This window comes from Streptomyces sp. N50, from assembly GCF_033335955.1.
Classification (GTDB): domain Bacteria; phylum Actinomycetota; class Actinomycetes; order Streptomycetales; family Streptomycetaceae; genus Streptomyces.
On record NZ_CP137549.1, the window covers coordinates 5,770,429 to 5,793,399 of the forward strand.

General features: G+C 70.8%; 19 protein-coding genes. 13 read left to right on the forward strand and 6 right to left on the reverse strand.

The window, feature by feature from the left end; genetic code table 11:
- Window positions 1-125: 125 nt before the first annotated feature.
- A complete protein-coding gene (locus tag R2B38_RS26075) occupies window positions 126-530 on the forward strand; it encodes a hypothetical protein (RefSeq protein WP_033280218.1) in 405 nt (134 codons plus the stop codon).
- A gap of 107 nt (window positions 531-637) precedes the next feature.
- On the opposite strand, the gene R2B38_RS26080 is transcribed toward R2B38_RS26075, so the two are convergent.
- From R2B38_RS26080 to deoC, 3 genes are read right to left on the reverse strand one after another with little or no spacing between them, the layout of a single operon-like run.
- The gene (locus R2B38_RS26080; RefSeq protein ID WP_318018406.1) at window positions 638-1,555 is read right to left on the reverse strand and encodes an aldehyde dehydrogenase family protein; all 918 of its coding nucleotides are present in this window, start codon (window positions 1,553-1,555) and stop codon (window positions 638-640) included.
- Window positions 1,548-2,996: an aldehyde dehydrogenase family protein gene (locus tag R2B38_RS26085; RefSeq protein ID WP_318018407.1), complete on the reverse strand. Its 1,449-nt coding sequence runs from the start codon at window positions 2,994-2,996 to the stop codon at window positions 1,548-1,550. Before R2B38_RS26085 ends, R2B38_RS26080 begins: the two co-directional genes overlap by 8 nt.
- Window positions 2,997-3,001: 5 nt before the next feature.
- A complete protein-coding gene (deoC, locus tag R2B38_RS26090) occupies window positions 3,002-3,967 on the reverse strand; it encodes a deoxyribose-phosphate aldolase (protein ID WP_318018408.1) in 966 nt (321 codons plus the stop codon).
- A 183-nt stretch (window positions 3,968-4,150) separates the two neighbouring features.
- Between deoC and R2B38_RS26095 the strand changes: the two genes are divergently transcribed.
- The 12 genes from R2B38_RS26095 (at window position 4,151) to R2B38_RS26150 (ending at window position 19,621) form a co-directional block, all read left to right on the forward strand.
- Window positions 4,151-4,846: a PH domain-containing protein gene (locus R2B38_RS26095; RefSeq protein ID WP_318018409.1), complete on the forward strand. Its 696-nt coding sequence runs from the start codon at window positions 4,151-4,153 to the stop codon at window positions 4,844-4,846.
- 52 nt (window positions 4,847-4,898) lie between these two features.
- Window positions 4,899-6,575, forward strand: a complete 1,677-nt coding sequence (locus tag R2B38_RS26100; RefSeq protein WP_318018410.1) for a hypothetical protein — start codon at window positions 4,899-4,901, stop codon at window positions 6,573-6,575.
- A 297-nt stretch (window positions 6,576-6,872) separates the two neighbouring features.
- Window positions 6,873-7,223: a hypothetical protein gene (locus R2B38_RS26105; RefSeq protein WP_158713371.1), complete on the forward strand. Its 351-nt coding sequence runs from the start codon at window positions 6,873-6,875 to the stop codon at window positions 7,221-7,223.
- 237 nt (window positions 7,224-7,460) lie between these two features.
- Complete coding sequence (gene pstC / locus R2B38_RS26110) at window positions 7,461-8,432, forward strand: phosphate ABC transporter permease subunit PstC (RefSeq protein WP_318018411.1); 972 nt, start codon at window positions 7,461-7,463, stop codon at window positions 8,430-8,432.
- Between the two features lie 55 nt (window positions 8,433-8,487).
- Window positions 8,488-9,762: a phosphate ABC transporter permease PstA gene (gene pstA, locus R2B38_RS26115; RefSeq protein ID WP_318018412.1), complete on the forward strand. Its 1,275-nt coding sequence runs from the start codon at window positions 8,488-8,490 to the stop codon at window positions 9,760-9,762.
- The gene (gene pstS, locus R2B38_RS26120) at window positions 9,759-11,462 is read left to right on the forward strand and encodes a phosphate ABC transporter substrate-binding protein PstS (RefSeq protein WP_318018413.1); all 1,704 of its coding nucleotides are present in this window, start codon (window positions 9,759-9,761) and stop codon (window positions 11,460-11,462) included. The genes pstA and pstS overlap by 4 nt, the downstream gene beginning before the upstream one ends.
- Window positions 11,462-13,912, forward strand: coding sequence for a hypothetical protein (locus R2B38_RS26125; RefSeq protein WP_318018414.1), 2,451 nt, complete (start codon window positions 11,462-11,464; stop codon window positions 13,910-13,912). The genes pstS and R2B38_RS26125 overlap by 1 nt, the downstream gene beginning before the upstream one ends.
- 262 nt (window positions 13,913-14,174) lie before the next feature.
- On the forward strand, window positions 14,175-15,152 hold the full coding sequence (locus tag R2B38_RS26130) for a substrate-binding domain-containing protein (RefSeq protein ID WP_318018415.1): 978 nt from the start codon (window positions 14,175-14,177) through the stop codon (window positions 15,150-15,152).
- A 98-nt stretch (window positions 15,153-15,250) separates the two neighbouring features.
- A complete protein-coding gene (locus tag R2B38_RS26135; RefSeq protein WP_318018416.1) occupies window positions 15,251-16,939 on the forward strand; it encodes a hypothetical protein in 1,689 nt (562 codons plus the stop codon).
- Window positions 16,940-17,058: 119 nt separating this feature from the next.
- A complete protein-coding gene (locus R2B38_RS26140) occupies window positions 17,059-18,012 on the forward strand; it encodes a class E sortase (RefSeq protein WP_318018417.1) in 954 nt (317 codons plus the stop codon).
- Window positions 18,013-18,047: 35 nt separating this feature from the next.
- Window positions 18,048-18,881 carry a phosphate ABC transporter ATP-binding protein gene (locus tag R2B38_RS26145; protein WP_033280225.1) on the forward strand — a complete coding sequence of 278 codons (834 nt, stop codon included), beginning with the start codon at window positions 18,048-18,050 and terminating at the stop codon, window positions 18,879-18,881.
- Window positions 18,878-19,621, forward strand: a complete 744-nt coding sequence (locus R2B38_RS26150) for a hypothetical protein (protein WP_318018418.1) — start codon at window positions 18,878-18,880, stop codon at window positions 19,619-19,621. Before R2B38_RS26145 ends, R2B38_RS26150 begins: the two co-directional genes overlap by 4 nt.
- A gap of 12 nt (window positions 19,622-19,633) precedes the next feature.
- Here R2B38_RS26150 and R2B38_RS26155 read toward each other — a convergent pair whose 3' ends face one another.
- From R2B38_RS26155 to R2B38_RS26165, 3 genes are all read right to left on the reverse strand, one after another.
- Entirely contained in the window at window positions 19,634-21,274 is a 1,641-nt protein-coding gene (locus tag R2B38_RS26155; protein WP_318018419.1) for a phospho-sugar mutase, read from the reverse strand.
- Window positions 21,275-21,362: 88 nt separating this feature from the next.
- On the reverse strand, window positions 21,363-22,187 hold the full coding sequence (locus R2B38_RS26160; RefSeq protein WP_318018420.1) for a purine-nucleoside phosphorylase: 825 nt from the start codon (window positions 22,185-22,187) through the stop codon (window positions 21,363-21,365).
- A 139-nt stretch (window positions 22,188-22,326) separates the two neighbouring features.
- Window positions 22,327-22,764, reverse strand: coding sequence for a gamma-glutamylcyclotransferase (locus R2B38_RS26165; protein ID WP_019055782.1), 438 nt, complete (start codon window positions 22,762-22,764; stop codon window positions 22,327-22,329).
- Window positions 22,765-22,971 lie beyond the last annotated feature (207 nt).

The following is a 22,971-nucleotide window of genomic DNA, read 5'->3' on the forward strand; positions in this document are numbered from 1 at the left end:
GACACCAGTTTGACGCATTCCGTACGTCCTGCCGACCCCGCGGGTCGCCAGTGGAACGCGCATCACACGTCAACTACCCTTCGTGCTGACCTGATTACCCTGCGCACCAGAAGGTGGCACCAGCAATGGCACGACACACGTCCCCCCAGCATTCGACCGCCCAGCGCGCCCTCGTCGCCCTCGCGACCGCCGGAGTCGCCCTCGGCGCGGGCGCGGCGTCGGCCGCCGCGGACACCTCGCCGGTGGGTGACGTGGTGCGGACCCGGCCCACGTCGCTCGGCAAGGTTGACCCTGCGGCGGGGCTTGGCGCGGTCGCCGGCACGGTCGGGTATGTCACCGGGCCGGTTGCCGGGCTCAAGCCCAACCCCCTTGCCGGTACGGGTGTTGACCCGCTCGACAACGGGGTCGCGACCCAGCTCGCCGACTTTCAGCCGCTTGCCTCGCGGGCGTTGACGGGGCCGGTTGCTGAGGCTCAGTCGATCGGGAGTATGCCGGTGGTGGGGCAGGTGACCGGGCTGCTCGGGGGGTGAGGTGCGGGGTCGCGTCGGGGAACTGCGGACTTGTTGCCGGGTGCGCGTCCGTTGTGGCTGGTCGCGCAGTTCCCCGCGCCCCTGAGGCGTGGCCTTCGGCCTGCCTCCTAGTACGAGGAGCCGCCTGCTCCCAGTGAACCCGTGGGGTGCCAGACCGTCTTCGTCTCCAGGAAGGCTGTCAGGCGGTCGATGCCGGGAGTCTCCGCGTAATCCACAGGCTGTGGACGGAGGACTCGCTTGAGGTTGTCTGCCGCCGCGATCTCCAACTCCTTCGCCAGTACCTCGTCCGCGCCCGCGAGGTCGATCGCGTTGACGTCCTGGTGGGCGGCCAGGGAGGGTGCGATTTCCGACGTCCTGCCGGAGAGGATGTTGACGACTCCGCCGGGGAGGTCGGAGGTGGCCAGGACCTCGCCCAACGACAGTGCGGGGAGCGGGGAGTTCTCGCTCGCGATGACGATGGCCGTGTTGCCGGTCGCGATCACCGGGGCCACCACCGAGATCAGGCCCAGGAAGGATGACTCCTGGGGGGCCAGGACGGTGACCACGCCCGTCGGCTCGGGGGAGGAGAGGTTGAAGTACGGGCCCGCCACCGGGTTCGCGCCGCCGACCACCTGGGCGATCTTGTCCGTCCAGCCCGCGTACCAGACCCAGCGGTCGATCGCCGCGTCGACCACGGCGGCCGCCCTCGCTGTATCTGATTTCTTTGAGGGCGACAGGCCTTCCGCGTCCGCGACCTCACGCGTGAACTGGTCCTTGCGGCCCTCCAGCATCTCGGCGATGCGGTAGAGGATCTGGCCGCGGTTGTAGGCCGTCGCGCCGGACCAGCCGCCGAACGCCTTGCGGGCGGCTACGACCGCGTCGCGGGCGTCCTTGCGGGAGGACTGCGGTGCGTTCGCGAGCCACTTGCCCTTTGAGTCGGTCACCTCGTACACCCGGCCGCTCTCGCTACGGGGGAACTTGCCCCCGACGTACAGCTTGTAGGTCTTGAAGACACTCAGACGCTGCTGTTCGGACTTCTCAGACATCGAGGTACGCCTCCAGGCCGTGGCGACCGCCTTCGCGGCCGTAGCCCGACTCCTTGTACCCGCCGAACGGCGAGGTCGGGTCGAACTTGTTGAACGTGTTGGACCAGATGACACCCGCGCGCAGCTTGCTCGCGACGGCCAGGATGCGGGAGCCCTTCTCGGTCCAGATGCCCGCCGAGAGGCCGTACTGCGTGTTGTTGGCCTTCGCGACCGCCTCCTCGGGCGTACGGAAGGTCAGCACCGACAGCACCGGGCCGAAGATCTCGTCGCGGGCGACGGTGTGCGCCTGGGTGACGTTCGTGAAGAGCGTCGGGGCGAACCAGTAGCCGGAGGACGGGAGTTCGCAGGACGGGGACCAGCGCTCGGCGCCCTCCGCCTCGCCCTGCTCGACGAGTGAGGTGATCCGCGCGAGCTGTTCGGCGGAGTTGATCGCGCCGATGTCCGTGTTCTTGTCGAGCGGGTCGCCGAGGCGGAGCGTGGAGAGCCTGCGCTTCAGGGAGTCCAACAGCTCGTCCTGGATGGACTCTTGGACGAGCAAGCGGCTGCCCGCGCAGCAGACCTGGCCCTGGTTGAAGAAGATGCCGGTGACGATGCCTTCGACGGCCTGGTCGATGGGGGCGTCGTCGAAGACGATGTTCGCGCCCTTGCCGCCGAGTTCGAGGGTGACCTTCTTGGTCGTACCCGCGACTGTCCGTGCGATCTGCTTGCCGACCGCCGTCGAACCGGTGAAGGCGACCTTGTTGACGTCCGGGTGCGCGACCAGCGCGGCGCCCGAATCGCCGTACCCCGGAAGGATGTTGACGACGCCCTTGGGGAGACCGGCCTGGCGGCAGATGTCCGCGAAGAAGAGAGCCGAGAGGGGGGTCGTCTCCGCGGGCTTCAGCACGACCGTGTTGCCGGTCGCCAGTGCCGGGGCGATCTTCCACGCCAGCATCAGGAGCGGGAAGTTCCAGGGGATGACCTGGCCCGCGACACCGAGCGGCTGAGGGTTCGCGCCGAAGCCGGCGTGGTCCAACTTGTCGGCCCAGCCCGCGTAGTAGAAGAAGTGCGCGGCGACCAGGGGGAGGTCCGCGTCGCGCGTCTCCTTGATGGGCTTGCCGTTGTCCAGGGTCTCCAGGACGGCCAGTTCGCGGCTGCGCTCCTGGATGATCCGGGCGATGCGGAACAGGTACTTCGCGCGCTCGGAGCCGGGCAGCGCCGACCACTTCTCGAAGGCCTTGCGGGCGGCCTGCACCGCGCGGTCGACGTCCGCCTCGCCCGCCTGGGCGATCTCGGAGAGGACCTCTTCGGTGGAGGGGGAGACGGTCTTGAAGACCTTGCCGTCCGCCGCCTCGGTGAACTCGCCGTCGATGAACAGGCCGTAGGAAGGCGCGATGTCGACGACGGAGCGGGACTCGGGCGCCGGGGCGTACTCAAAAGCGGATACAGATGCGGATGCCATGTGGATCAGTCCACCGTCACGTAGTCGGGGCCGGAGTAGCGGCCGGTGGCCAGCTTCTGACGCTGCATCAGCAGGTCGTTCAGGAGCGAGGACGCGCCGAAGCGGAACCAGTGGTTGTCCAGCCAGTCCTCGCCCGCGGTCTCGTTGACGATGACCAGGAACTTGACGGCGTCCTTGGAGGTACGGATGCCGCCCGCGGGCTTCACGCCGACCTGGATACCGGTCTGGGCGCGGAAGTCGCGGACCGCCTCCAGCATCAACAGGGTGTTCGCGGGCGTGGCGTTGACCGCGACCTTGCCCGTCGACGTCTTGATGAAGTCCGCGCCGGCCAGCATGCCGAGCCAGCTCGCGCGGCGGATGTTGTCGTACGTCGACAGCTCGCCGGTCTCGAAGATGACCTTCAGGCGGGCGGCGCCCGAGGCCTCCTTCACGGCGACGATCTCGTCGTGGACCTTCATGTAGTTGCCCGCGAGGAACGCCCCGCGGTCGATGACCATGTCGATCTCGTCGGCGCCCGCGGCGACCGCGTCGCGCACGTCGGCCAGCTTCACGGCGAGCGCGGCACGGCCGGCCGGGAAGGCGGTGGCGACGGAGGCGACCTTCACGGAGGAACCGGCGACGGCCTCCTTCGCGGTGGCCACCATGTCGGGATAGACACAGACGGCCGCGGTCGAGGGGCTCGTCCGGTCGGTCGGGTCGGGGCGGACCGCCTTGGCGCCGAGCGCCCGGACCTTTCCGGCGGTGTCCGCGCCTTCCAGCGTCGTCAGGTCGACCATCGAGATGGCGAGGTCGATGGCGTACGCCTTCGCGGTGGTCTTGATGGAACGGGTCCCGAGCGAGGCGGCACGCGCCTCCAGGCCGACCGCGTCGACGCCGGGCAGCCCGTGGAGGAAACGGCGCAGCGTGCTGTCGGAAGCCGTTACCTCGCCGAGTGCGTGTGCAGCAGCAGGTGCAGTGGTGGGCATGGTCACCAGACGAGCATATCTACGCGCGTAGCAGCTGTACACCCCGGGCAAGTGGTCCCACCTGAGGGGCGCGGGGCTGTATCTATGTGCGGCTCCGCCGCGTGGGCGCGACCAGCCACAGCACCCGCAGTCGCAAACGCACAGAACCCCAACGGCGAGCAGGCGCACCCCTGAGGCACAATCGGCATCATGACGACCCCGCACCCCGAGCCCAAAGACCGGATCTACCGCTCACCCGCGGGCCTCATCGGCGGTGTCCTGCTGCTGGCCATCGCCTGCTGGCTCGGCATCGACGCCCTGGTCTCCGGCCACGGCCGCACCCCGTGGCTCGCGCTGGCCGGCCTGATCCTCGTCGTCCCGGCGGTCGCCGCGTTCACGCTCCGCCCGGCGGTGTACGCCAACCAGGACCGGCTGCGCGTCCGCAACCCGTTCCGGGTCGTCGTGCTGCCGTGGGGTGAGATCGCCAGCCTGCGGTCCGGGTTCTCGAACGAGGTCGTCACGAAGGCGGGCGCCAAGTTCCAGCTGTGGTCGGTGCCGGTCTCGCTGCGCGGCCGCAAGAAGGCGGCACGGCGCGAGGCGAAGGCCGCGGCGGAGGCGGCGGGGGCGCGGCGCGGCGGCAGGTCCGGCGCCCTGGGCTTCGGCGGCGGGCTCGGCGGGTTCGGCGGCGGCATGGGCGCGGGCAGCGCCATGCGGGGCGGCGCCACCCCGAGCGGGCCCGCGCGCGCGGAGTCCGACCAGATCATGGCCGACCTGCGCGAGCTACTGGAGACCAGGGAGCAGGCGGAGTCGGCACAGGGCGAGGTCACCGTGCGCTGGGCGTACGAGGTGATCGGGCCGGTGGTCGCCGGTGCGGTGCTTCTGGCGATTCTGCTGGCGACAGGCTGACCGGACGGGCGCCGCCCACCGCCTCCGCCCACACCTCTCACCCAGGGATGTCATGACCACGAACGTCCGGGAGCCGTCGGCGCTGCCCGCCTCCGCGATACCCGACGGGTGCGTGGACTGGAACGGGGAGCACGCGCGCGTGTGGACCGATGCGGCGGTGCCGTGGTGGGCGCCGGTCCGGCCCCGGCGCTGGTCCGTCGAACTGTCGCTCTGGTGCGCCCTGTTCGTCGCCTTCGCCCTGCTGACGACGACGGACCTGCCCCCGGAACTGACCGTACTGCTGCCGCTCCAGGCCCTGTGGTGGCTGTGGCGCCCCGAGGTCGTACGGTTCTCCGCGCCCGTTCTGATCGCACTGGTCGCGGTACGGGCCCCCGAACTGTCGTGGCCCGCCCTGGTGTGCGCCGCCCTGCTGGTGCTGGCCTCCGTCACGGCCACCGAGCTACGCGCACGCGCGCGTGCCCGCCAGCGGCACAGCGCCCTGGCGGCGGCCGGCGGTGTCACGGCCCCGCTGCCGGACGCCGACGGGCGGGTACGGCGGGGCGGGCTCTTCCTCAAGTTCGGGGTCGGCATCGGCGTACCCGGTGTCGTACTGCTGGCCACCTCAGGCCTGTGGAGCGGGGCGAGCGACCGTCAAGTGGCCCTGGAGGAGGGCTTGTTCATCGTCGGCCTGGCCCTCACCCTGCTCCTCTCCGGGATCCTCGGCCGCCGCCGGGCGACCGCGCTGCGCACGGCACCCGCACCCGTCCTGCGCGTCCTCGTCGGCAAGGACGAGCACGAGGACGCCGTGATCTACGCGACGGACGACACGCAGGCGCTGCGGCCGCTGTTCACGGTCGCGACGAGGGCGGAAGCGGAGGAGAAGGGGGAGGAGAAGGGGAAGGTGAAGGGGGACGACGAGGCGGAGGTGGAGGAGTTGGAGGAGCTCCTCGACGCGTCCGCGAAGACCCGCGCCCGCGCCCCCCTCCGGGAAGCAGTCCTCTACGGCACCCCCTACGACGGCGCCGAGATCCTGCTGGTCAGCGCTGCGGAGGAGCCCGGTGAGCCGCCGGTCGCGGAGTGGTCGACCGGGCCCGTACGGCCGTTGGCTGCGGGTGCCGCGCGGCGGCGGATCGCCCGGGAGGAGCGGGCGGCGGTGCGGGCGGAGGTCCGGGCGGCACGGGACGGGGAACTGGCCGCGACCGTGCGGGCGGGGACCACCGTGATGCCGGTACGGCGCTGGCGGGCGGGGCCGGTGGACTGGCTGGCGGGCTTCCTGACCGCGCAGTGGTGTCTGGGGTACTTCCTGCTGGGGATCGACCACAGCCTCTGGTTCCGAGGCGTGCTTCTCCTCTTCGGCCTGATGTGCGCCGTCCGCGTCCCCGTGAAGCTGCGCTGGCGCATCACCGCCGACCGCACCGGCATCTGGCTGAACCGGCTGCGCGCCCCGCGCCACATCCCCTGGGACGACCTCCGGGCGGCCCGCACGGAGTCCTTCGAACTGCAGCTGCGCGTGCGCGACGGCGACGACTGGTCGATGGCCGCGCCCCGCTGGGCCTGGTGGCAACGCCGGCGCGGGCTGATCCATCCCTACGACGCCCTCGCCGCGGAACTCTCCGCGATGATCGCCGATCCTGCCCTGCGTCCCACGGGGGACAGTGAAGTGGGCGAGCGGGGGCGGCAGTTGTGGCCCTTCGCCGTGCTTCTCGGCCTGGCCTGGACCGTGTTGCTCGGCACGCGCTGGCTGTCCTGACCACTGTGCGGGGCGGTGCCCCCATGCCGCCGCTTCCGTCCGCTTATTGGCAACGTTGTCCAGACCGTGCGGTGAGCGCTTTCCCTGTGCCTGTCCTAGGGGTTACCTAGGGGATACTTCGACATGAAGCGTGGGCCGGGCCATCGCATTTGTCTCGTGTCGTTCACTCCCGCCTCAGTAGATTGCTGATGCCGTCCATAGCGCCGTACCTGCGGGTTTTACTCATCAATGGGCGGCAGGGGTGGGGACATGGAGCGGTCCGGTGAGGCGGCAAGACCTGCCGTCGCGGTGATGGGCATGAGATGTCAGATCGACATCGACGGCCGGGGCGGGTTCGGCTGGCGGCTGGTCGCCCCCAACGGGCGGGCGGTGGCGGTGTCGTTGACCTCGCACGACAGCCACGCGCGATGTCGTACGGCCTTCGTGCGGCTGTGCGCGCGCCACGCCGAGATGGGCGGCGGCATCCAGCACAGCACCGAGGGCGGCGGCTGGGTGTGGGTCGTGTGGGAGACGTCGGGACGGCATCTCGCCGGTGCGGCGCGGACGTACGAGCGGCATGCCACGTGCCGGGCCGCCTACGACCGTTTCCGCGCGATGCTGCCCGAACTGGTGGGTGCGGGGCCGGAGTTATTCGGAGACAGTAGCTGACTTCCGGTCAACTTGCTTGCCCCGCAAGCGAGTTCATCAACTGATACTGCCCCTGGGCGAGTTGGCCATGGTGCGCGCGGGGTGGCCGCAACGGTTGTTGCCCCCAGGGAACCTCTCGTTCACACCTCGGGGTGAGCATGTCAATCGCGGGCCCGGAGCGTCGGGGCCGTGCCTGTGCCGAGACGAACCAGACAGCCGCAGCCCGCAACCGCTCTCGCGGCCGGGCCCGGCGACGACGTGCCGAGACGCCTGTACGCCGACCCGGGTCTGCCCGACCGGATCTTCCGGGTGGTGCTGCGCTCCGGCGGCACCTTCGTGCTGGCCGTCATGCTGCTCGTGGGCGGCTTCCTGCTCTACCGGGCGTGGCTGGCGCTGGACAAGGCCGGCTGGTCCTTTCTCACCACGGCCCAATGGGCGCCGGACCAGGGGAACTTCGGGATCGCGGCGGTGCTCGTCGGCACCGTGCTGATCGCGGTCGTCGCCGTGCTGGTCGCCGTACCGCTGGCCACCGGCGCCGCGCTGTACATCTCGGAGTACGCCCCGGCCCGGCTGCGCCGGACGCTGATCAGCACCGTCGACCTGATGGCCGCCGTACCGTCGGTGGTCTACGGCCTGTGGGGGGTGTTCTTCCTCCAGGACAAGGTGCTGCCGGTCGCCCGCTGGATCTCCACCTACTTCGGCTGGATCCCCGTCTTCGACGTCCAAGGCGCCGACCCCGCCGACCCGTTGGCGCCGGAGAGCCTCTACACGTCCTCGACGTTCATCGCGGGACTCGTCGTCGGCATGATGATCGCGCCGATCGTCTGCTCGATCATGCGCGAGGTCTTCTCCCAGGCCCCCGCCGGTGAGCGCGAGGGCGCCTACGCGCTCGGCGCGACCCGCTGGGGCATGATCCGCAGCGTCGTGCTGCCCTTCGGGCGCGGCGGGATGATCGGCGGCACCATGCTCGGGCTCGGCCGGGCGCTCGGCGAGACCATCGCCATCTTCATGATCATCTCGGTGACCTTCGACATCCAGTGGCACGTCCTGCAGTCCGGCACCAGCTCGATCGCCTCGCTGATCGCGCTGCACTACGGCGAGGCCAGCGAGTTCGGCATGTCCGCGCTGATGGCGGCCGGTTTCGCGCTGTTCCTCATGACGCTGATCGTCAACTTCGCGGCCTCCTCCATCGTCGCCCGCTCGCGCTCGGGCGCGACGAGCGACGCCTGACGACGGCCCTCCTCCGTTTCCTCGACCTCGGTACGCCACACAGGAATGAGCGACCATGACCGTTGCCCCTGAAGCGCCCGGCGCGCGTCAGGCGACCGGCCGCCCGCGCACCACGCTGCCGGGCCCCGCGCGCGGCACTGAGCCGGGCGGCGAGCGCCGCCGCGCCCTGACCAGGCTGCGCGCCACCGACACGTACGCCGTCGTCGGCGCCGCCGCCTCCGCGCTGTCGCTGACCTGGCTGCTGTTCGCCTGGGTGCTCCCCTTCAACGGCGCGGTCGGCTTCGTCGTCATGGCGTACGGCCTGTTCCTGCTGGTCTACGCGCTGCTGGTCTCCTTCGACGAGGACGGGCCAGCGATCGTCGACCGGATCGCGGCGGCGGTCGTCCGGTCGATGGGCGTGCTGCTGGTCGTGATCCTCGCGTTCGTCGTCGTGTACGCGCTGGTCGAGGGCCGCAAGGCGCTGGTGCACCTGAACTTCTTCACCCAGGACATGAAGCTGGCGGGACCGCTGGAGCCGCTCAGCGTCGGCGGGGCGCTGCACGCGGCGGCCGGCACCCTCATCATGATCACCATCGCGCTGCTGATCACCGTCCCGGCCGGACTGGTCTGCGCGGTGTTCCTCACCGAAGTGCCCGGCGGCTACGCCCGGTTCGTGCGCACGATCGTCGAGGCGATGACCGCGCTGCCGTCGATCGTCGCCGGCCTGTTCATCTACGCCACCGTGATCCTGGGCCTCGGCCTGAGCCAGTCGGGCCTCGCCGCCGGGCTCGCGCTCTCGGTGATGATGCTGCCGATCATCATCCGCGCCGCCGACGTCGTCATCCGGCTGGTGCCCGGCACCCTGCGCGAGGCCAGTTACGCGATGGGCACGAGCCGTTGGCGCACGGTGTGGCACGTCGTCCTGCCGACCTGCCGCTCGGGTCTGACCACCGCCGTGATCCTCGGCACCGCACGCGGCATCGGCGAGACCTCCCCGGTGCTGCTGACCGCGGGCTACACCAACGACCTCAACCTCAACCCGCTGCACGACCCGATGGTCTCCCTGCCGCTGGTCACCTTCGAGTACGTCAAGTCGCCCGAGCCGAACATGATTTCGCGCGGTTTCGGCACGGCCGCTCTGCTGATGACGCTGGTGCTGCTGCTGTTCGTCGCCGCGCGCATCGTCGGCGGGCGCGGACCAGGGCAGTTGAGCCGCCGTCAGGAACACCGGCGCGTCCTCGCGTCGCGACGTGACGCGCGTCGCTTCGACGGCCGACGGGCGGACAGCGCCTCCACCCCTTCGCCGATCCCGAGCCCCAACGCCCTCACCGAACCCGGGAGTTCGTCGTGAAACCCGCCACTCGATTCCGTCTGGCGGCCACCGTGCTGTCACTGCTGTGCGCCGTGCTCGCCGCCCAACCGTCGTCCGCGGCCGCCGCCTCGTACGCGAAGATCACCGGCTCCGGCTCGACCTGGAGCTCCAACGCGGTCCAGCAGTGGGTCCGCAACGTCAAGGCCAACTACGGCATGACGGTGAACTTCTCGGCCAACGGCTCCTCGCAGGGCCGCCAGCAGTTCAAGAACAACACCGTCGACTTCGCGGTCTCCGAGATCCCCTACGGCCTCAAGGAGCAGGGCGTCACCGAGGTCCCGCCGAGCCGCGGCTACGCCTACATGCCGATCGTGGCCGGCGGTACGGCGTTCATGTACAACCTCAAGATCAACGGCAAGATGGTCACCAACCTCCGGCTCTCCGGGGACGTACTGACCAAGATCTTCACCGGCAAGATCACCCGCTGGAACGACCCCGCGATCGCCGCCGACAACCCCGGCCTGACCATGCCGGCCCGCGCGATCGTCCCGGTGGTCCGCTCCGACGGCTCGGGCACCAGCGCGCAGTTCACCACCTGGATGTCCAAGGAGTACCCGGCCCTGTGGAGCGACTACTGCTCCCGCACCGGGCGCGGCAGCGGCAACTGCGGCATGACCTCGTTCTACCCGCTGCTCAGCGGCTCCACGATGGTCTCCAAGTCCGGCTCGCTCGGCGTCTCCGGCCATGTCCGCCAGCCGTCCGGCGAGGGCGCGATCACCTACGTCGAGTACTCCTACGCCAAGAACACCGGCTTCCCGGTGGCCAAGGTGCTCAACAAGGACAACTACTACGTCGAGCCGACCGCGGCGAGCGTGGCGGTGGCGCTGACCAAGGCCGAGATCAACGAGAACAAGCAGTCCTCGAACTACCTCACCCAGATCCTCGACAACGTCTACACCAACCCGGACGCCCGCACCTACCCGCTCTCCAGCTACAGCTACATGATCCTGCCGACGAAGGTGGAGGCGGGCTTCACCACCGCCAAGGGCAACTCCCTTGGCACCTTTGCCCGTTACTTCCTGTGCGACGGACAGCAGCAGGCGGACGACCTGGGCTACTCGCCGCTGCCGAAGAACCTCGTCGAGGCGGGCTTCGAGCAGATCCGCAAGGTCCCGGGCGCGCCCACCAGCACCATCAACATCAACGACTGCCGTAACCCCACCTTCTCCGGCGGCGTCAACACCCTGACGAAGAACGCCCCTTACCCCAAGTCCTGCGACAAGAAGGGGTCGACGCAGTGCACCACCGGCACGGCGGGCGCGGCGGGCACCGACACCCCGGTGAAGCCGGCGGCCAACGGCGGTAGCACCTCCGGCGGCACCAACTCGACGTCGGGCGGCTCCACTTCGGGCGGTTCCTCCGCCACCGGCGGCACCGGCGGTACGGGCACCGGCGGCGGCAGCGCGTCCGGCGGTACCGCGAGCGCCGCGTCCGGCGGCACCTCCGGAGCCTCCATCGACCCTGACACCGGCGAAGTCGTCAGCGGCGACGGGACCGGCGCCGGCACCGGCGACACGTCCGTCGTGGCCAACCCGGTCGCCCTCGCCTCCGACAACGGCCTCGGGATGCGCGGCGCCCTGATGGCCCTGTCGGCCGTCCTGCTCGTCGCGGTGGTCGTCGGACCACCGCTCACCGCGCGGATGCTGGCCGCCCGCTCGCGCCGCAAGAGGGAGTTCTGATGAGACGGCTGACGGCACGACGGCGGGTGACCGCGGGCGTGGGCTGTCTGGTGTCCGCCCTGGTGCTGGCGGTGCTGCCGCTGCCCCGGGGAGCGGACCAGGCCCAGGCGGCCACGGCCGAGAGCTCGGCGGTGACCGAGAGCGGGACGAAGGGGCCGTACGACGACTTCTCGAACCTCAAGGTCACCGTGCATCAGACGAAGGACCTGACCGGGCAGGGCGTGCGGGTGACGTGGACGGGCGGGGCGCCGTCCGAGAACTCGTACTCCAACTTCCTTTCGGTCATGCAGTGTTGGGGCGACGAGGCGTCCGGGCCCGACCGTACCCAGTGCGAGTACGGACTGGCGTCCGGCACGCAGGCGGGGAACGGCCGGTTCGTGTACCAGGGCGGCGGTTCCCTCGGTGATCCGCAGGAGACGGAGTCCTCGACCCCGGTCGACCACAACGGCACCCACTACGCGCCGTTCCGGCCGGTCGAGGGGCAGGGCGACCCGACGACGAGCGGCACGGACATCACGTACTTCAACGACGGGGACACCAACGCCGTCGCGTTCCTGCCGAACGACGGGGACGGCGGCGGCGACATGTCGTTCGAGCTGAAGTCGGCCGTGGAGCAACCCGCCCTGGGCTGCGGAGCCCGCACCATCGCGACCGGCGCGATCGAGCCCTGCTGGCTGGTGGTGGTGCCCCGCGGTACCCACAACGCGAGCGGGAGTGCGTACAAGTCGGGCGACCCGGTCTCCTCCTCGCTGAGCGAGTCGAACTGGGATCAACGCATCGCGTTCCGGCTCGACTTCGCGCCCGTCACCGACAACTGCGACCCGAGCAAGCCCGAGCGCGGGATCATGGGCTCCGAACTGGCCACCGACGCCGTCACGTCGTGGCAGAGCGCGCTGTGCCGGACCGGCACCTACCGGTTCAACTACACCCAGTCCGGCGAGCAGCAGGCCCGGGACGCCGTGACCTCGGGTGACGCGCTGGCGGGGCTCGCCATGACGGTGGATCCCGTCGAACCGGTCGACGGGGGACCCCAGGTGGTGCACGCGCCGGTCGCGGTCACCGGGCTGACGATCGGCTTCGTCTGGATGTACGACGTCACGGGCGGCACGGTGCCGCTGACCGAGCTCAAGCTCAACCAGCGGCTGCTGGCCAAGGTGCTCACGCAGTCCTACCCCCTCAGCCTGATCAAGCCGGGCGACAAGGTGCCCGACTACCTCGCCGCCAACCCTGACTCCCTCGTCAAGGACCCGGAATTCCTCAAACTCAATCCCAGTCTCGCGGGACAGGCGGCCGCCAACACCCCCTTGGGCCTGGCCGTCGCCGTGGACAACACCGACTCCGCCAACCTGGTGTGGAAATACATTCTGGCGGACAGCGACGCGAAGGAATTCATCGCCGGAAAGGCCGATCCCTGGGGAATGAAGGTGAATCCCGCGTACGAGAACGGGGTGCTCTCGGATTCCCTGGACTTCTTCCCGAAGACTGATCTCACGCCCACGACCACCCAGTGCGGGGGAGGCTACCCCGATTTCACGTACACCGGGCTCGACGTGGTCCCGTACATGAACGACATGCACGACGCGGCGCTGAAGATTCGCCGCGGCTCCATCGGCACCGCGTACAACTGCGATTTCACCACCCTCCCGACGAAGCCGGCCGCGATCGACCGCCCGATCCCCACGCAGCAGCGCCAGTTCGGCCTGGTCGACAACGCGTCCGCGGTGCGTTATCTGCTGGGCGCCGCTGCCCTGCCGAACGCCGACGGGCAGTACGTCAAGCCCACCAGCGACTCCCTGTTCAAGGCGGTCGCCCAGATGCCCGACTCCGACGTGTCCGGCGTCAAGGCGCCCGCCCCCGGCAGCATGAAGGACGGCGCCTATCCGCTGACCGCCGTGGTCTACGCGGCGGCCTCCCTCGACCAGGCCAAGGACGCCCGCCTCGACTACGCCAGGGTGATGCGCTACGCGGCCGGGGACGGCCAGACCCAGGGCACGGCGAAGGGTCAACTGCCGTACGGATACGCCCCGTTGCCCACGGCCATGCGTACACAGGCGCAGCAGGCGGCGGCCCGGCTGGAGAAGGGCGTGCCGGACGCCGACGAGTCCTCCACCGGTACCTCCGGAGGCGGTGACGACATCAGCGGCACCGGCAGCGGCGGCTCGGTGTCCGGCGGCGCGGACGGCGGCGTCAGCGGTGCCACCGGCGCCGGTGCGGGCAGCACCTCGGGCGCCACCGCCGACGCCTCTGACACCGCCCACCCCTCCACCGCCCCGACGGAGACCGACCCGGCCAGGCAGAACGTGGCCCAGTCCGGCGGCGCCACACCGTCGGAGGTGCTCGGGATCGTCCGCTGGGTGCTGCTCGGCGTCCTCGTCGCCGGCGGCGCGGCCGCCCTCGCGGGCCCGGTCGCGCTGCGCCTCTCGACGCGCCGCCGGGCGGCCGCCGACTGAGTTTCCCGGGAGTCCGGATTCCCCGGGGCGCATTCACGCCCCGGGGAATCCGCACACCGTCGAGTGAATTCCCTTGGAGTCACTTAGGAAAGGGAGTCGTAACCTGATGACCGGCTGGAATTAGTGGTCCCGGGGCGCGATTCTACGGAATTGTTCTGCGTGGCCGGCCGACGGGTCGGCGGCGAAAGAGATCCGGATTCTTCTTGTACGTCTTCCGCTTGTACGTCCTTTGCTCGATCCGTTTCCACGGAGGAGAACCCAAGTGAACGTCAAGACCCGCCTGCGTATCGGTGCCGGTGTCGGAGCGGTCGCCCTCGGCCTCGGAGCCCTGGCCGCCCCCGCCTACGCGGACCCCGGCTCGGCCACCGACTACCGTCAGCTCGCCGGTGTCGGCTCCGACACCACCCAGGACGTCGTGAACGCCCTGGGCGACGCGATCACGAACAGCAGCGGCAAGGTCATCGCCTCGTGGAACGCCACCGGCACGACCCCGATCACGACCAAGGCGACCGGCAGCTGCACGATCCCGCGTCCCGACGGCTCCGGCGCCGGCATCACGGCCCTGAACGCCGCCGTCGACGGCTCCACCGGCTGTGTGGACTTCGCCCGCTCCTCGCGCGGCCCGAACAACACCACCACCACGGACCTGACGTTCATCCCGTACGCCAAGGACGCGGTGTCCTGGGTCAAGCAGGACGGCAGCGCGCTGCCCGACAACCTGACGACCGCCCAGCTCAAGGCGATCTACGAGTGCACCCTGACCACGCTCAACGGCGTCACGCTGACCCCGATCCTGCCGCAGTCGGCCTCCGGCACCCGGGCCTTCTTCCTCAGCTCCATCGGTGTGACGGCCCCCGGCTCCTGCGTCACGTCCAACTCCACGATCCAGGAGAACGACGGCTCGGCCGTCGACAGCGCCGGTGACATCTTCCCGTACTCGGTGGCCCAGTACACCGCCCAGGAGACCCTGGTCACGGACGACCGCCGCGGCTCGGCCGTGCTCGGCTCCGTGAACGGCACGGCCGCGCGCAACGACGACCTCACGCTGAACCTGGACTTCCCCTACCTGCGGAACGTCTACAACGTCGTCCCGACCGCCAAGCTGTCGGACTCCCTGATCGCGGCCACCTTCGTGGGCACCGGCTCCGCGGTCTGCCAGAACACCTCCACCATCACCGACTACGGCTTCGGCGCCCTCGGCACCGACTGCGGCAGCACGACCCTCAAGGGCGAGAGCTGAGCACCGTCCAGTAGCCGCGCACCGGCCGGGCACCCATGGGTGCCCGGCCCTGTCGGCGTATTCATCCACGACCCGAAACCCCGTGGGGGGACCACCACATGACTCACCGTCTCGCACAACTCCGTTCACCAGTGGCCCTGTTGAGCTGCTGCGCGCTGCTGTTCGCCGCTCTGGCCGGGGTCCTCGCCTTCTCGGGTCGGGCACAAGCGGCCACGACACTGGGCAAGTTCACGGTGGCACCGGCCACCGGCAGCATCTCGGACAACCCCATGACCACCTCGGTCACATCGAGCGCGGGATGCCCGAACACCACCCAGGTCACGGCCGTCCTCAAGGTGTACAAGCCGACCGACTCCGCCGTGCAGACCAACCTCGCCCAGAGCGTCACCAAGCCCCCGCTCGGCACGGCCCCCTTCACCGTGGACATGAAGGCGCTGGCCGGGACCACCGCGAAGAGCCTGGAGCAGGCGCTGCGCGTGTGGATCCCCGACGGATCCCTCGACGGCACCTACACCCTGGGCCTGGGCTGCGGCGGCGGCACCACCGCCGACGGCTTCCTCGCCAAGGTCCGGGTCACGGGCACCAGTTGGGCCCTGCTCGAACAGCAGCCCACGTCCCTCGCCCTGACCGCGGCCTCCGGCGTCCAGGTCGGCGGCGACCTCAAGCTCACCGCCGCGGTGACCCCGGCCGCGGCCGGCTCCGTCGAGTTCAAGAACGGCGACACGTCGCTCGGTACGGCGGCGGTCGCGGACGGCAAGGCCGAACTCACCGTCAAGGCACCGGCGATCGGCGGACTCACCACGTACAGCGCGGTGTTCACCCCCGCCGACCCCGACGCGTACGCCGCCTCCGAGGCCACGGTCACCCCGACCATCGACTACGCCATCTCCGCCAAGGATGCCGACGGCAAGGCACTCGCCGCCGACCCCACGCTGTCCATCGGCCAGAAGGTGAAGGTCACCGTCCAGGGCTTCACGCCGGGGGCCACCGTGGGCGTGACCCTCACCGGTTCCAACGCGACCTACGCCGATGTGACCGCGGGCGCCGACGGGGCCGTCACGGACTACGCGTTCACCGTGCCCGACGCCCTGCCCAACGGCGACCACGGCCTCCACTTCACCGAGAAATCGGGCGTGTTCGGGTCCTTCGCCTTCGTCAGCACCGACGTGGCGACCTCCAGCCCGAGCCCCACCGTCACCGACGACCCCGACCTCACCGTGACCGACGAGGACGGCACCGACCTCGGCACGAATCCCGCCCTCGATGCCGGCCAGAAGGTGAAGATCACCGCCCGCGGCTACACCGCGAGCGCCGCGGTCAAGGTCACCCTCGCCGACAGCGACGCGACCTTCACGGACGCCAAGGCCAACTCCGCCGGAACCGTGGACAGTTACGCGTTCACCGTGCCGAGCGACATCGCCGACGGCGACCACACGCTGACGCTCGCCGAGGACAAGGCCGACGGGCACAGTGTCGCCTTCGCGTTCACGACCGGCGGCGACGACTCCAGCGAGTCCCCGTCGCCGAGCGCGTCCGACTCGGCCTCCGGCGGCACGGACACCGGCGGCTCCACGGGCGGCGGTTCGGACACGGGCGGCACGACGGGCGGTGACAGCGGCACCGGAACCGGTTCGGGCACCGGGTCCATGGCGGCCACCGGCACCGAGGCCGGCGCGATCGGCCTGGCCTCCCTCGCGTTCCTCGCCGCCGGCTCGGCGCTCGTCCTGCACATGCGCCGCAAGGGCCTGCTGACCTTCGGCACCGGCGACACCCCGCAACACCGCTGACCGGCAAGGCGGTTGGGGCCGGGGGGGGCGTACACCGACACGCCCCCCCGGCCCCGCCGGCCACCGCACGAGACGCCGTACGTAGGAAACCGTCCCGCTCGCTTCGAGGAGCGCACCCCGTGACCACGCTCGCCCCGCCCACGGCCGGCGCGTCGGCGCCGGCCGACGGCCCGCCACCGCCCCCGCCGACCACGCAGCCGCGGCAGGAGACCCCGCGGCCCCCCGCCCGCCCCGGGCTCGCACTCGCCGGGGCGGCCCTGTGCGTCCTGGCCGCCGTGCTCCTCGGCTTCGCCGCGAACCTCACCGTCGTCGGCCACCTCCAGCACGCCAGGAACCAGCGGACCGCGTACGACGAACTCCGCAAGGAACTCGCCCTGGGCACCGCCCCCGTGGGCCAACGCGACTACGAGGGAAGGATGTTGAAGCCGGGCGCGCCCGTCGCCCTGCTGCGCATCCCCGCGCTCGGCATCAAGGAGGTCGTCGCCGAGGGCACCACCTCCGAGGTGCTGATGTCGGGCCCGGGCCACCGCCGGGACACCCCGCTGCCCGGCCAGGCCGGCACGTCGGTGATCATGGGCCGCCAGTGGGGCTACGGCAGCCCCTTCCTCGACCTGCACAACCTGCCCGTCGGAACGGCCGTCGAGCTGACCACCGGCCAGACCAAGGCCGTCTACGAGGTCACCGGCATCCGCCGCGCGGGCGACCCGCTGCCCGCCCCCATCGGTCAGGGACAGGGCCGGCTCACCCTGATCACCGCCACCGGAGGCCCGTACACACCGAGCGGTGTGCTGCGGGTCGACGCCAAGCTGATCACCCCCGTGCAGGCCAGCCCGCCGCGCGATCTGCGCGCCGGCTGGATCTCCGCCTCCGAAGAGGCACTCGGTGGCGACGGCAGCGCCTGGCTCCGTGTCTTCCTGTGGTCCCAGGGCCTGTTGCTCGCCGCCCTGCTCGCGGTGGTCGCCCACCGGGTCTGGGGCCGCTGGCAGACCTGGATCTGCGCGGGCCCCCTGCTGCTCGCCCTGGGCCTCGCCGACTCCGGGGCCATCGTCTCCCTGCTGCCGAACCTCCTCTGAACCACCTCACCCCGTACGGGAGTTGACCTCACCACATGTCCACCGACCTCACCGACACACTCATCCAACGGCCGGTGTCCCTCTCCGGTCAGGGCCCCGCGAGCCTGCGCGCCGACTCCGTCTCCGCCTGGTTCGCCGACCACAAGGTCCTCGACCGGGTCTCGCTCACGATGCCCGCCCGCGAGGTCACCGCGCTCATCGGCCCCTCAGGCTGCGGCAAGTCGACCTTCCTCCGCATCCTCAACCGCATGCACGAACTGATCGGCTCCGCCTCCCTGGCCGGCCGGGTCCTGCTCGACGACGAGGACATCTACGACCGCGGCCGCCGCATCACCCATGCCCGCCGCCAGATCGGCATGGTCTTCCAGAAGCCGAACCCCTTCCCCGCCATGTCGATCTACGACAACGTCCTCGCCGGCCTCAAGCTCAACGCCATCAAGGCGAGTCGCGACGGCAAGGACGACCTGGTCGAGGAGTGCCTGATCAAGGCGGGCCTGTGGAAGGAGGTCAAGGACCGCCTCCGTCAGCCGGGCGGCGCGCTCTCCGGCGGCCAGCAGCAACGCCTGTGCATAGCAAGGTCGTTGGCGGTACGCCCCCGCGTCCTCCTCATGGACGAACCCTGCTCGGCGCTCGACCCGACCTCCACCCGGCGCATCGAGGAGACCATCGCCGAGCTCAAGTCCGAGGTCACGATCGTCATCGTCACCCACAACATGCAGCAGGCCGCCCGCGTCTCGGACAGCTGCGCCTTCTTCCTCGCCTCGCAGAACACCCCGGGCGTGATCGTCGAACACGGAGACACCCAGGCGATGTTCAACTCGCCCCAGGACGAACGGACTTCGGACTACGTGAACGGACGGTTCGGATGACGGCAGGGCCGGGAGCGAGCCGGCTCGTGGGCGTGGCGGCGGCGGTCCTGCTCGTGGCCGGGTGCGGGGCAGGGGCGGGGGCAGGGGCAGGGGCGCGGGCCGCGGGCACGGCGGCCGGACGGCCGGCCACGACGACCGCCCCGGCCGCCCTCGCGCCACCGGTGCCGCCCGCGCCCGCCCCGACGGCCTCCTCGGCCCCGCCGCGCCCCCGCACACCGGCTTCGGCATCGGCCCCGGCCGTCCCGTCCACCTCCGAGGTCCGGGTACCCGGCCCGGACCTCTCCCGGAAGGAACCGTCCGCCGCTCCCCGCCGTACGCCCACGAGGTCCGCCGGCCCCGGCACCGACACGGCGACGACCGGCCGCCCCACTGCCACCACGATCCGGATCGGCACCTGGTCCTCGACCGTGGTCCGGGGCGACCAGGCGGAGGTCGACGCGTGCCGGCACGCCGTGCAGTGGACGGGCCCCGCGATCGGCACCGAGGACGGCTACGAGCTGCGGACCGTGGTGATCGTCGGCCACGACTACTGCGGCTTCGACCGTTTCGCCACGCTGCCCGTCGGCACCAGGGTCAACATCAGTACCCCGCGCGGGACTTGGACGTACAAGGTCTACGCCCACTACGTCACCCCGGGCCGGGGCGTCCCGGCGGCGGGCCTCTACTGGGGCGACCTCACCCTCCAGTCCTGTGTGGGACCGGACACGGGGTTCAGTTACCTGATGCGTGTCCCGGGCTGACGTGCCGGTGTCTCAGATACCGGCCGCCGCCGACAGGTCCTGCTTGATCGTCGCGAGGGTCTCGGCGGCCTGGGCCCGGGCGGCCGGGAGGTCGGCGTGCGTGGCGACCGGCACCACGACCTCCAGGTAGCACTTCAGTTTGGGCTCGGTGCCGCTGGGCCGGACGATGACCCGGGCGCCGTCGAGCGTGTAGCGCAGACCGTCCGTGGGCGGCAGCTTGTCGGTCCCCTCGTTCAGGTCCTCGGCCTTGGTGACGGCCAACCCGGCGAGCGCGGTGGGGGGTTGCTCGCGCAGCCGCCGCATGGCGTCCGCGATGACAGTCAAGTCCTCGACGCGGACGGAGAGTTGGTCGGTGGCGTGCAGACCGTGCTCGACGGCGAGATCGTCGAGGAGGTCGAGCAGATCACGCCCCTCGGCCTTGAGTTCGGACGCCAACTCGGTGATGAGGAGGGCGGCGGTGATGCCGTCCTTGTCGCGCACGCCGTCCGGGTCCACGCAGTAACCGAGGGCTTCCTCATAGCCGTAGCGCAGGCCCTCCACCCGGGCGATCCACTTGAAGCCGGTGAGGGTCTCCTCGTAGGGGAGACCCGCCTTCTCGGCGATACGGCCCAGCAGGGACGAGGAGACGATCGACTCGGCGAAGGTGCCCTGGGCGCCGCGTCGGACGAGGTGCGCGGCGAGGAGTGAGCCGACCTCGTCGCCGCGGAGCATCCGCCAGTCCCCGTCTGCTTTCACGGCCGCGGCGCAGCGGTCGGCGTCGGGGTCGTTGGCGATGATCAGGTCGGGGTCCGTGGCGCGGGCCTGCGCGAAGGCGAGGTCCATCGCGCCGGGCTCCTCCGGGTTGGGGAACGCGACGGTCGGGAAGTCCGGGTCGGGCTCGGCCTGTTCGGCGACGAGCACGGGCGCGGGGAAACCGGCCCGCGCGAACGCGGCCAGCAGCACGTCCTTGCCGACGCCGTGCATCGCCGTGTAGACGGTGCGGGCGGTGCGGGGGGAGTCGGGGGCGAGGACGGCGTCGGTGCGGGCGAGGTAGGCGTCGAGGACGGCGTCGTCGAGGGTTTCCCAGCCGGTGGTGGGGCGTGGTACGTCGTTCAGTGATGCGACCGCCTCGATCTCGGCGGCGATCTCCGCGTCGGCCGGGGGCACGATCTGGGAGCCGTCGCCGAGGTAGACCTTGTAGCCGTTGTCCCGGGGCGGGTTGTGGCTGGCGGTGACCTCCACGCCCGCGATCGCGCCCAAGTGCCGTATGGCGAAGGCGAGTACGGGGGTGGGGAGGGGGCGGGGCAGTACGGCTGCCTTGAGGCCCGCGCCGACCATCACGGCGGCGGTGTCGCGGGCGAAGTCGGCGGACTTGTGGCGGGCGTCGTAGCCGATGACGACGGTTCCGGTCCCGTCGGCGTGGCCGTTCGCCTTCAGGTACGCGGCGAGTCCGGCGGCGGCCCGGATGACGACCGCACGGTTCATCCGCATGGGCCCGGCGCCGAGTTCGCCCCGCAGGCCGGCGGTGCCGAACTGAAGCGTGCCGCTGAAGCGCTCGGCGAGCTCGGCGACGTCCCCGGCGTCGATGAGCTTGGCGAGCTCGTCACGGGTGTCCGCGTCGGGGTCCTCGGCGAGCCAGGTCCTGGCCCGCGCGATGAGTTCGTCGTCGTGCACGTCGGGGCAGCCTTTCGTGGTGGTTGTTCGTCAGCTGCTTGGCCGACGGCGAACGGGTGGGTGGGTGGGTGGGAAAGTGGTTCGGTGCCTACAGTCGGCCGAGGACCTGGGCCAGCAGTGAGCCCATCTGCGTGGCGGAATCCCGGCCCGCCTGGAGGACTTCCTCGTGGTTGAGGGGCTCGCCCGTCATACCCGCGGCGAGGTTCGTCACCAGGGAGATACCCAGCACCTCCGCACCGGCCTCGCGCGCGGCGATCGCTTCCAGCACCGTGGACATGCCCACCAGGTCCGCCCCGATCACCCGGGCCATGCGGATCTCGGCCGGAGTCTCGTAGTGCGGCCCGGGGAACTGGGCGTAGACACCCTCCTCCAGCGCCGGGTCGATCTCCTTGCACAGGGCGCGCAGCCGGGGGGAGTACAGGTCGGTCAGGTCGACGAAGTTGGCGCCGACGATGGGCGACGTGGCGGTGAGGTTGATGTGGTCGCTGATCAGCACGGGCTGGCCGGGGCGCATGCCCTCGCGGAGCCCCCCGCAGCCGTTGGTCAGCACGATGGTCTTGCAGCCGGCGGCGACGGCGGTACGTACGCCGTGCGCGACGGCGGCGACCCCGCGGCCCTCGTAGTAGTGGGTACGCCCGAGAAAGACCAGCGCGCGCTTGTCACCGATCCCGTACGAGCGGATGCGACCGCCGTGCCCCTCGACGGCCGGCGGCGGGAAACCGGGCAGCTCGGTGACGGGGAAGTCGGCCTCGGGTGCACCGAGCGCGTCGACGGCCGGTCCCCAGCCGGAGCCCATCACGAGGGCGACGTCGTGGGTCTCGGCGCCCGTCAGTTCGCGCAGGCGCGTGGCGGCGGCGTCAGCGGCGGCATGGGGGTCGCCCTGGATGTCGTCCGGAAGAAGAGATGCGTTCACGCGGATGAGCGTAGCTGGTCTGGGCCTACGCGCGTAGATGACAGAGCGCACGGGATGGCGATCGTTGTCTTGTCGTTTCCAACGAGACCTGTGACGGGCGTTATGTGTGGGAAACCCTCAGCGGAACCGCGCAGACCCCTCAGCAGGGCCGCTTCCGCAGCTCCATCACATAGTCGTGCGGGGCGCCGGCCGACTCGGCGGCATCGGCGAGCTCACCGAGATAACGGGCGGACGGGAGCCCTCCCTCGTACCCGTTGAGGACGTACACCCAAGCGGGTTCCTCGCCCTCCAACGTGTGCACCCGCACCCGCATCCGGCGGTAGACGTCGAGGCCGACGCCCTCCCACCGGTCCATGGAGTCCTCGTCGGGCGGCGCGATCTCGTACAGCGCGACGAAGACCTGGGAGCGCGGGGCCTCCACGATCGTCGCGAGCGCGCCCTCCCAGCCCATGTGCTCGCCGCCGAAGGTCAGCCGCCACCCGTTCAGCCAGCCCGTGGCGCGCAACGGCGAGTGCGGGGCGCGGCGGGTCATCAGCCGCGCGTCGAGATTGCCGGCGTACGCGGCGTAGAGCGACATGCTTCGAGAGTACGGCAGCGAAACCATCCGTCACTCCCGTAACCGGCGGTACCGGCACCGCCGCCACGAGCACCGCCCGCCACCCAGGGCACCTTCCGCAGGCTGTGTCTTTTTCTAACCGGCTATCCGAGGTGAAGGTGGTTAGTTTTGCCCCCGGCTTCCGGGGACCCCCCGTGCCCCCGGGCGGAAGCACCTTGAAGCGTGCGG

Bases quoted from the DNA above. Each gene is read 5' to 3' on its own strand.
- R2B38_RS26075 (WP_033280218.1), top strand. From the start codon at position 126: ATGGCACGACACACGTCCCCCCAGCATTCGACCGCCCAGCGCGCCCTC.
- R2B38_RS26080 (WP_318018406.1), bottom strand. From the start codon at position 1,555: ATGTCTGAGAAGTCCGAACAGCAGCGTCTGAGTGTCTTCAAGACCTAC.
- R2B38_RS26085 (WP_318018407.1), bottom strand. From the start codon at position 2,996: ATGGCATCCGCATCTGTATCCGCTTTTGAGTACGCCCCGGCGCCCGAG.
- R2B38_RS26095 (WP_318018409.1), top strand. From the start codon at position 4,151: ATGACGACCCCGCACCCCGAGCCCAAAGACCGGATCTACCGCTCACCC.
- R2B38_RS26100 (WP_318018410.1), top strand. From the start codon at position 4,899: ATGACCACGAACGTCCGGGAGCCGTCGGCGCTGCCCGCCTCCGCGATA.
- R2B38_RS26105 (WP_158713371.1), top strand. From the start codon at position 6,873: ATGAGATGTCAGATCGACATCGACGGCCGGGGCGGGTTCGGCTGGCGG.
- pstA (WP_318018412.1), top strand. From the start codon at position 8,488: ATGACCGTTGCCCCTGAAGCGCCCGGCGCGCGTCAGGCGACCGGCCGC.
- R2B38_RS26125 (WP_318018414.1), top strand. From the start codon at position 11,462: ATGAGACGGCTGACGGCACGACGGCGGGTGACCGCGGGCGTGGGCTGT.
- R2B38_RS26135 (WP_318018416.1), top strand. From the start codon at position 15,251: ATGACTCACCGTCTCGCACAACTCCGTTCACCAGTGGCCCTGTTGAGC.
- R2B38_RS26145 (WP_033280225.1), top strand. From the start codon at position 18,048: ATGTCCACCGACCTCACCGACACACTCATCCAACGGCCGGTGTCCCTC.
- R2B38_RS26150 (WP_318018418.1), top strand. From the start codon at position 18,878: ATGACGGCAGGGCCGGGAGCGAGCCGGCTCGTGGGCGTGGCGGCGGCG.
- R2B38_RS26165 (WP_019055782.1), bottom strand. From the start codon at position 22,764: ATGTCGCTCTACGCCGCGTACGCCGGCAATCTCGACGCGCGGCTGATG.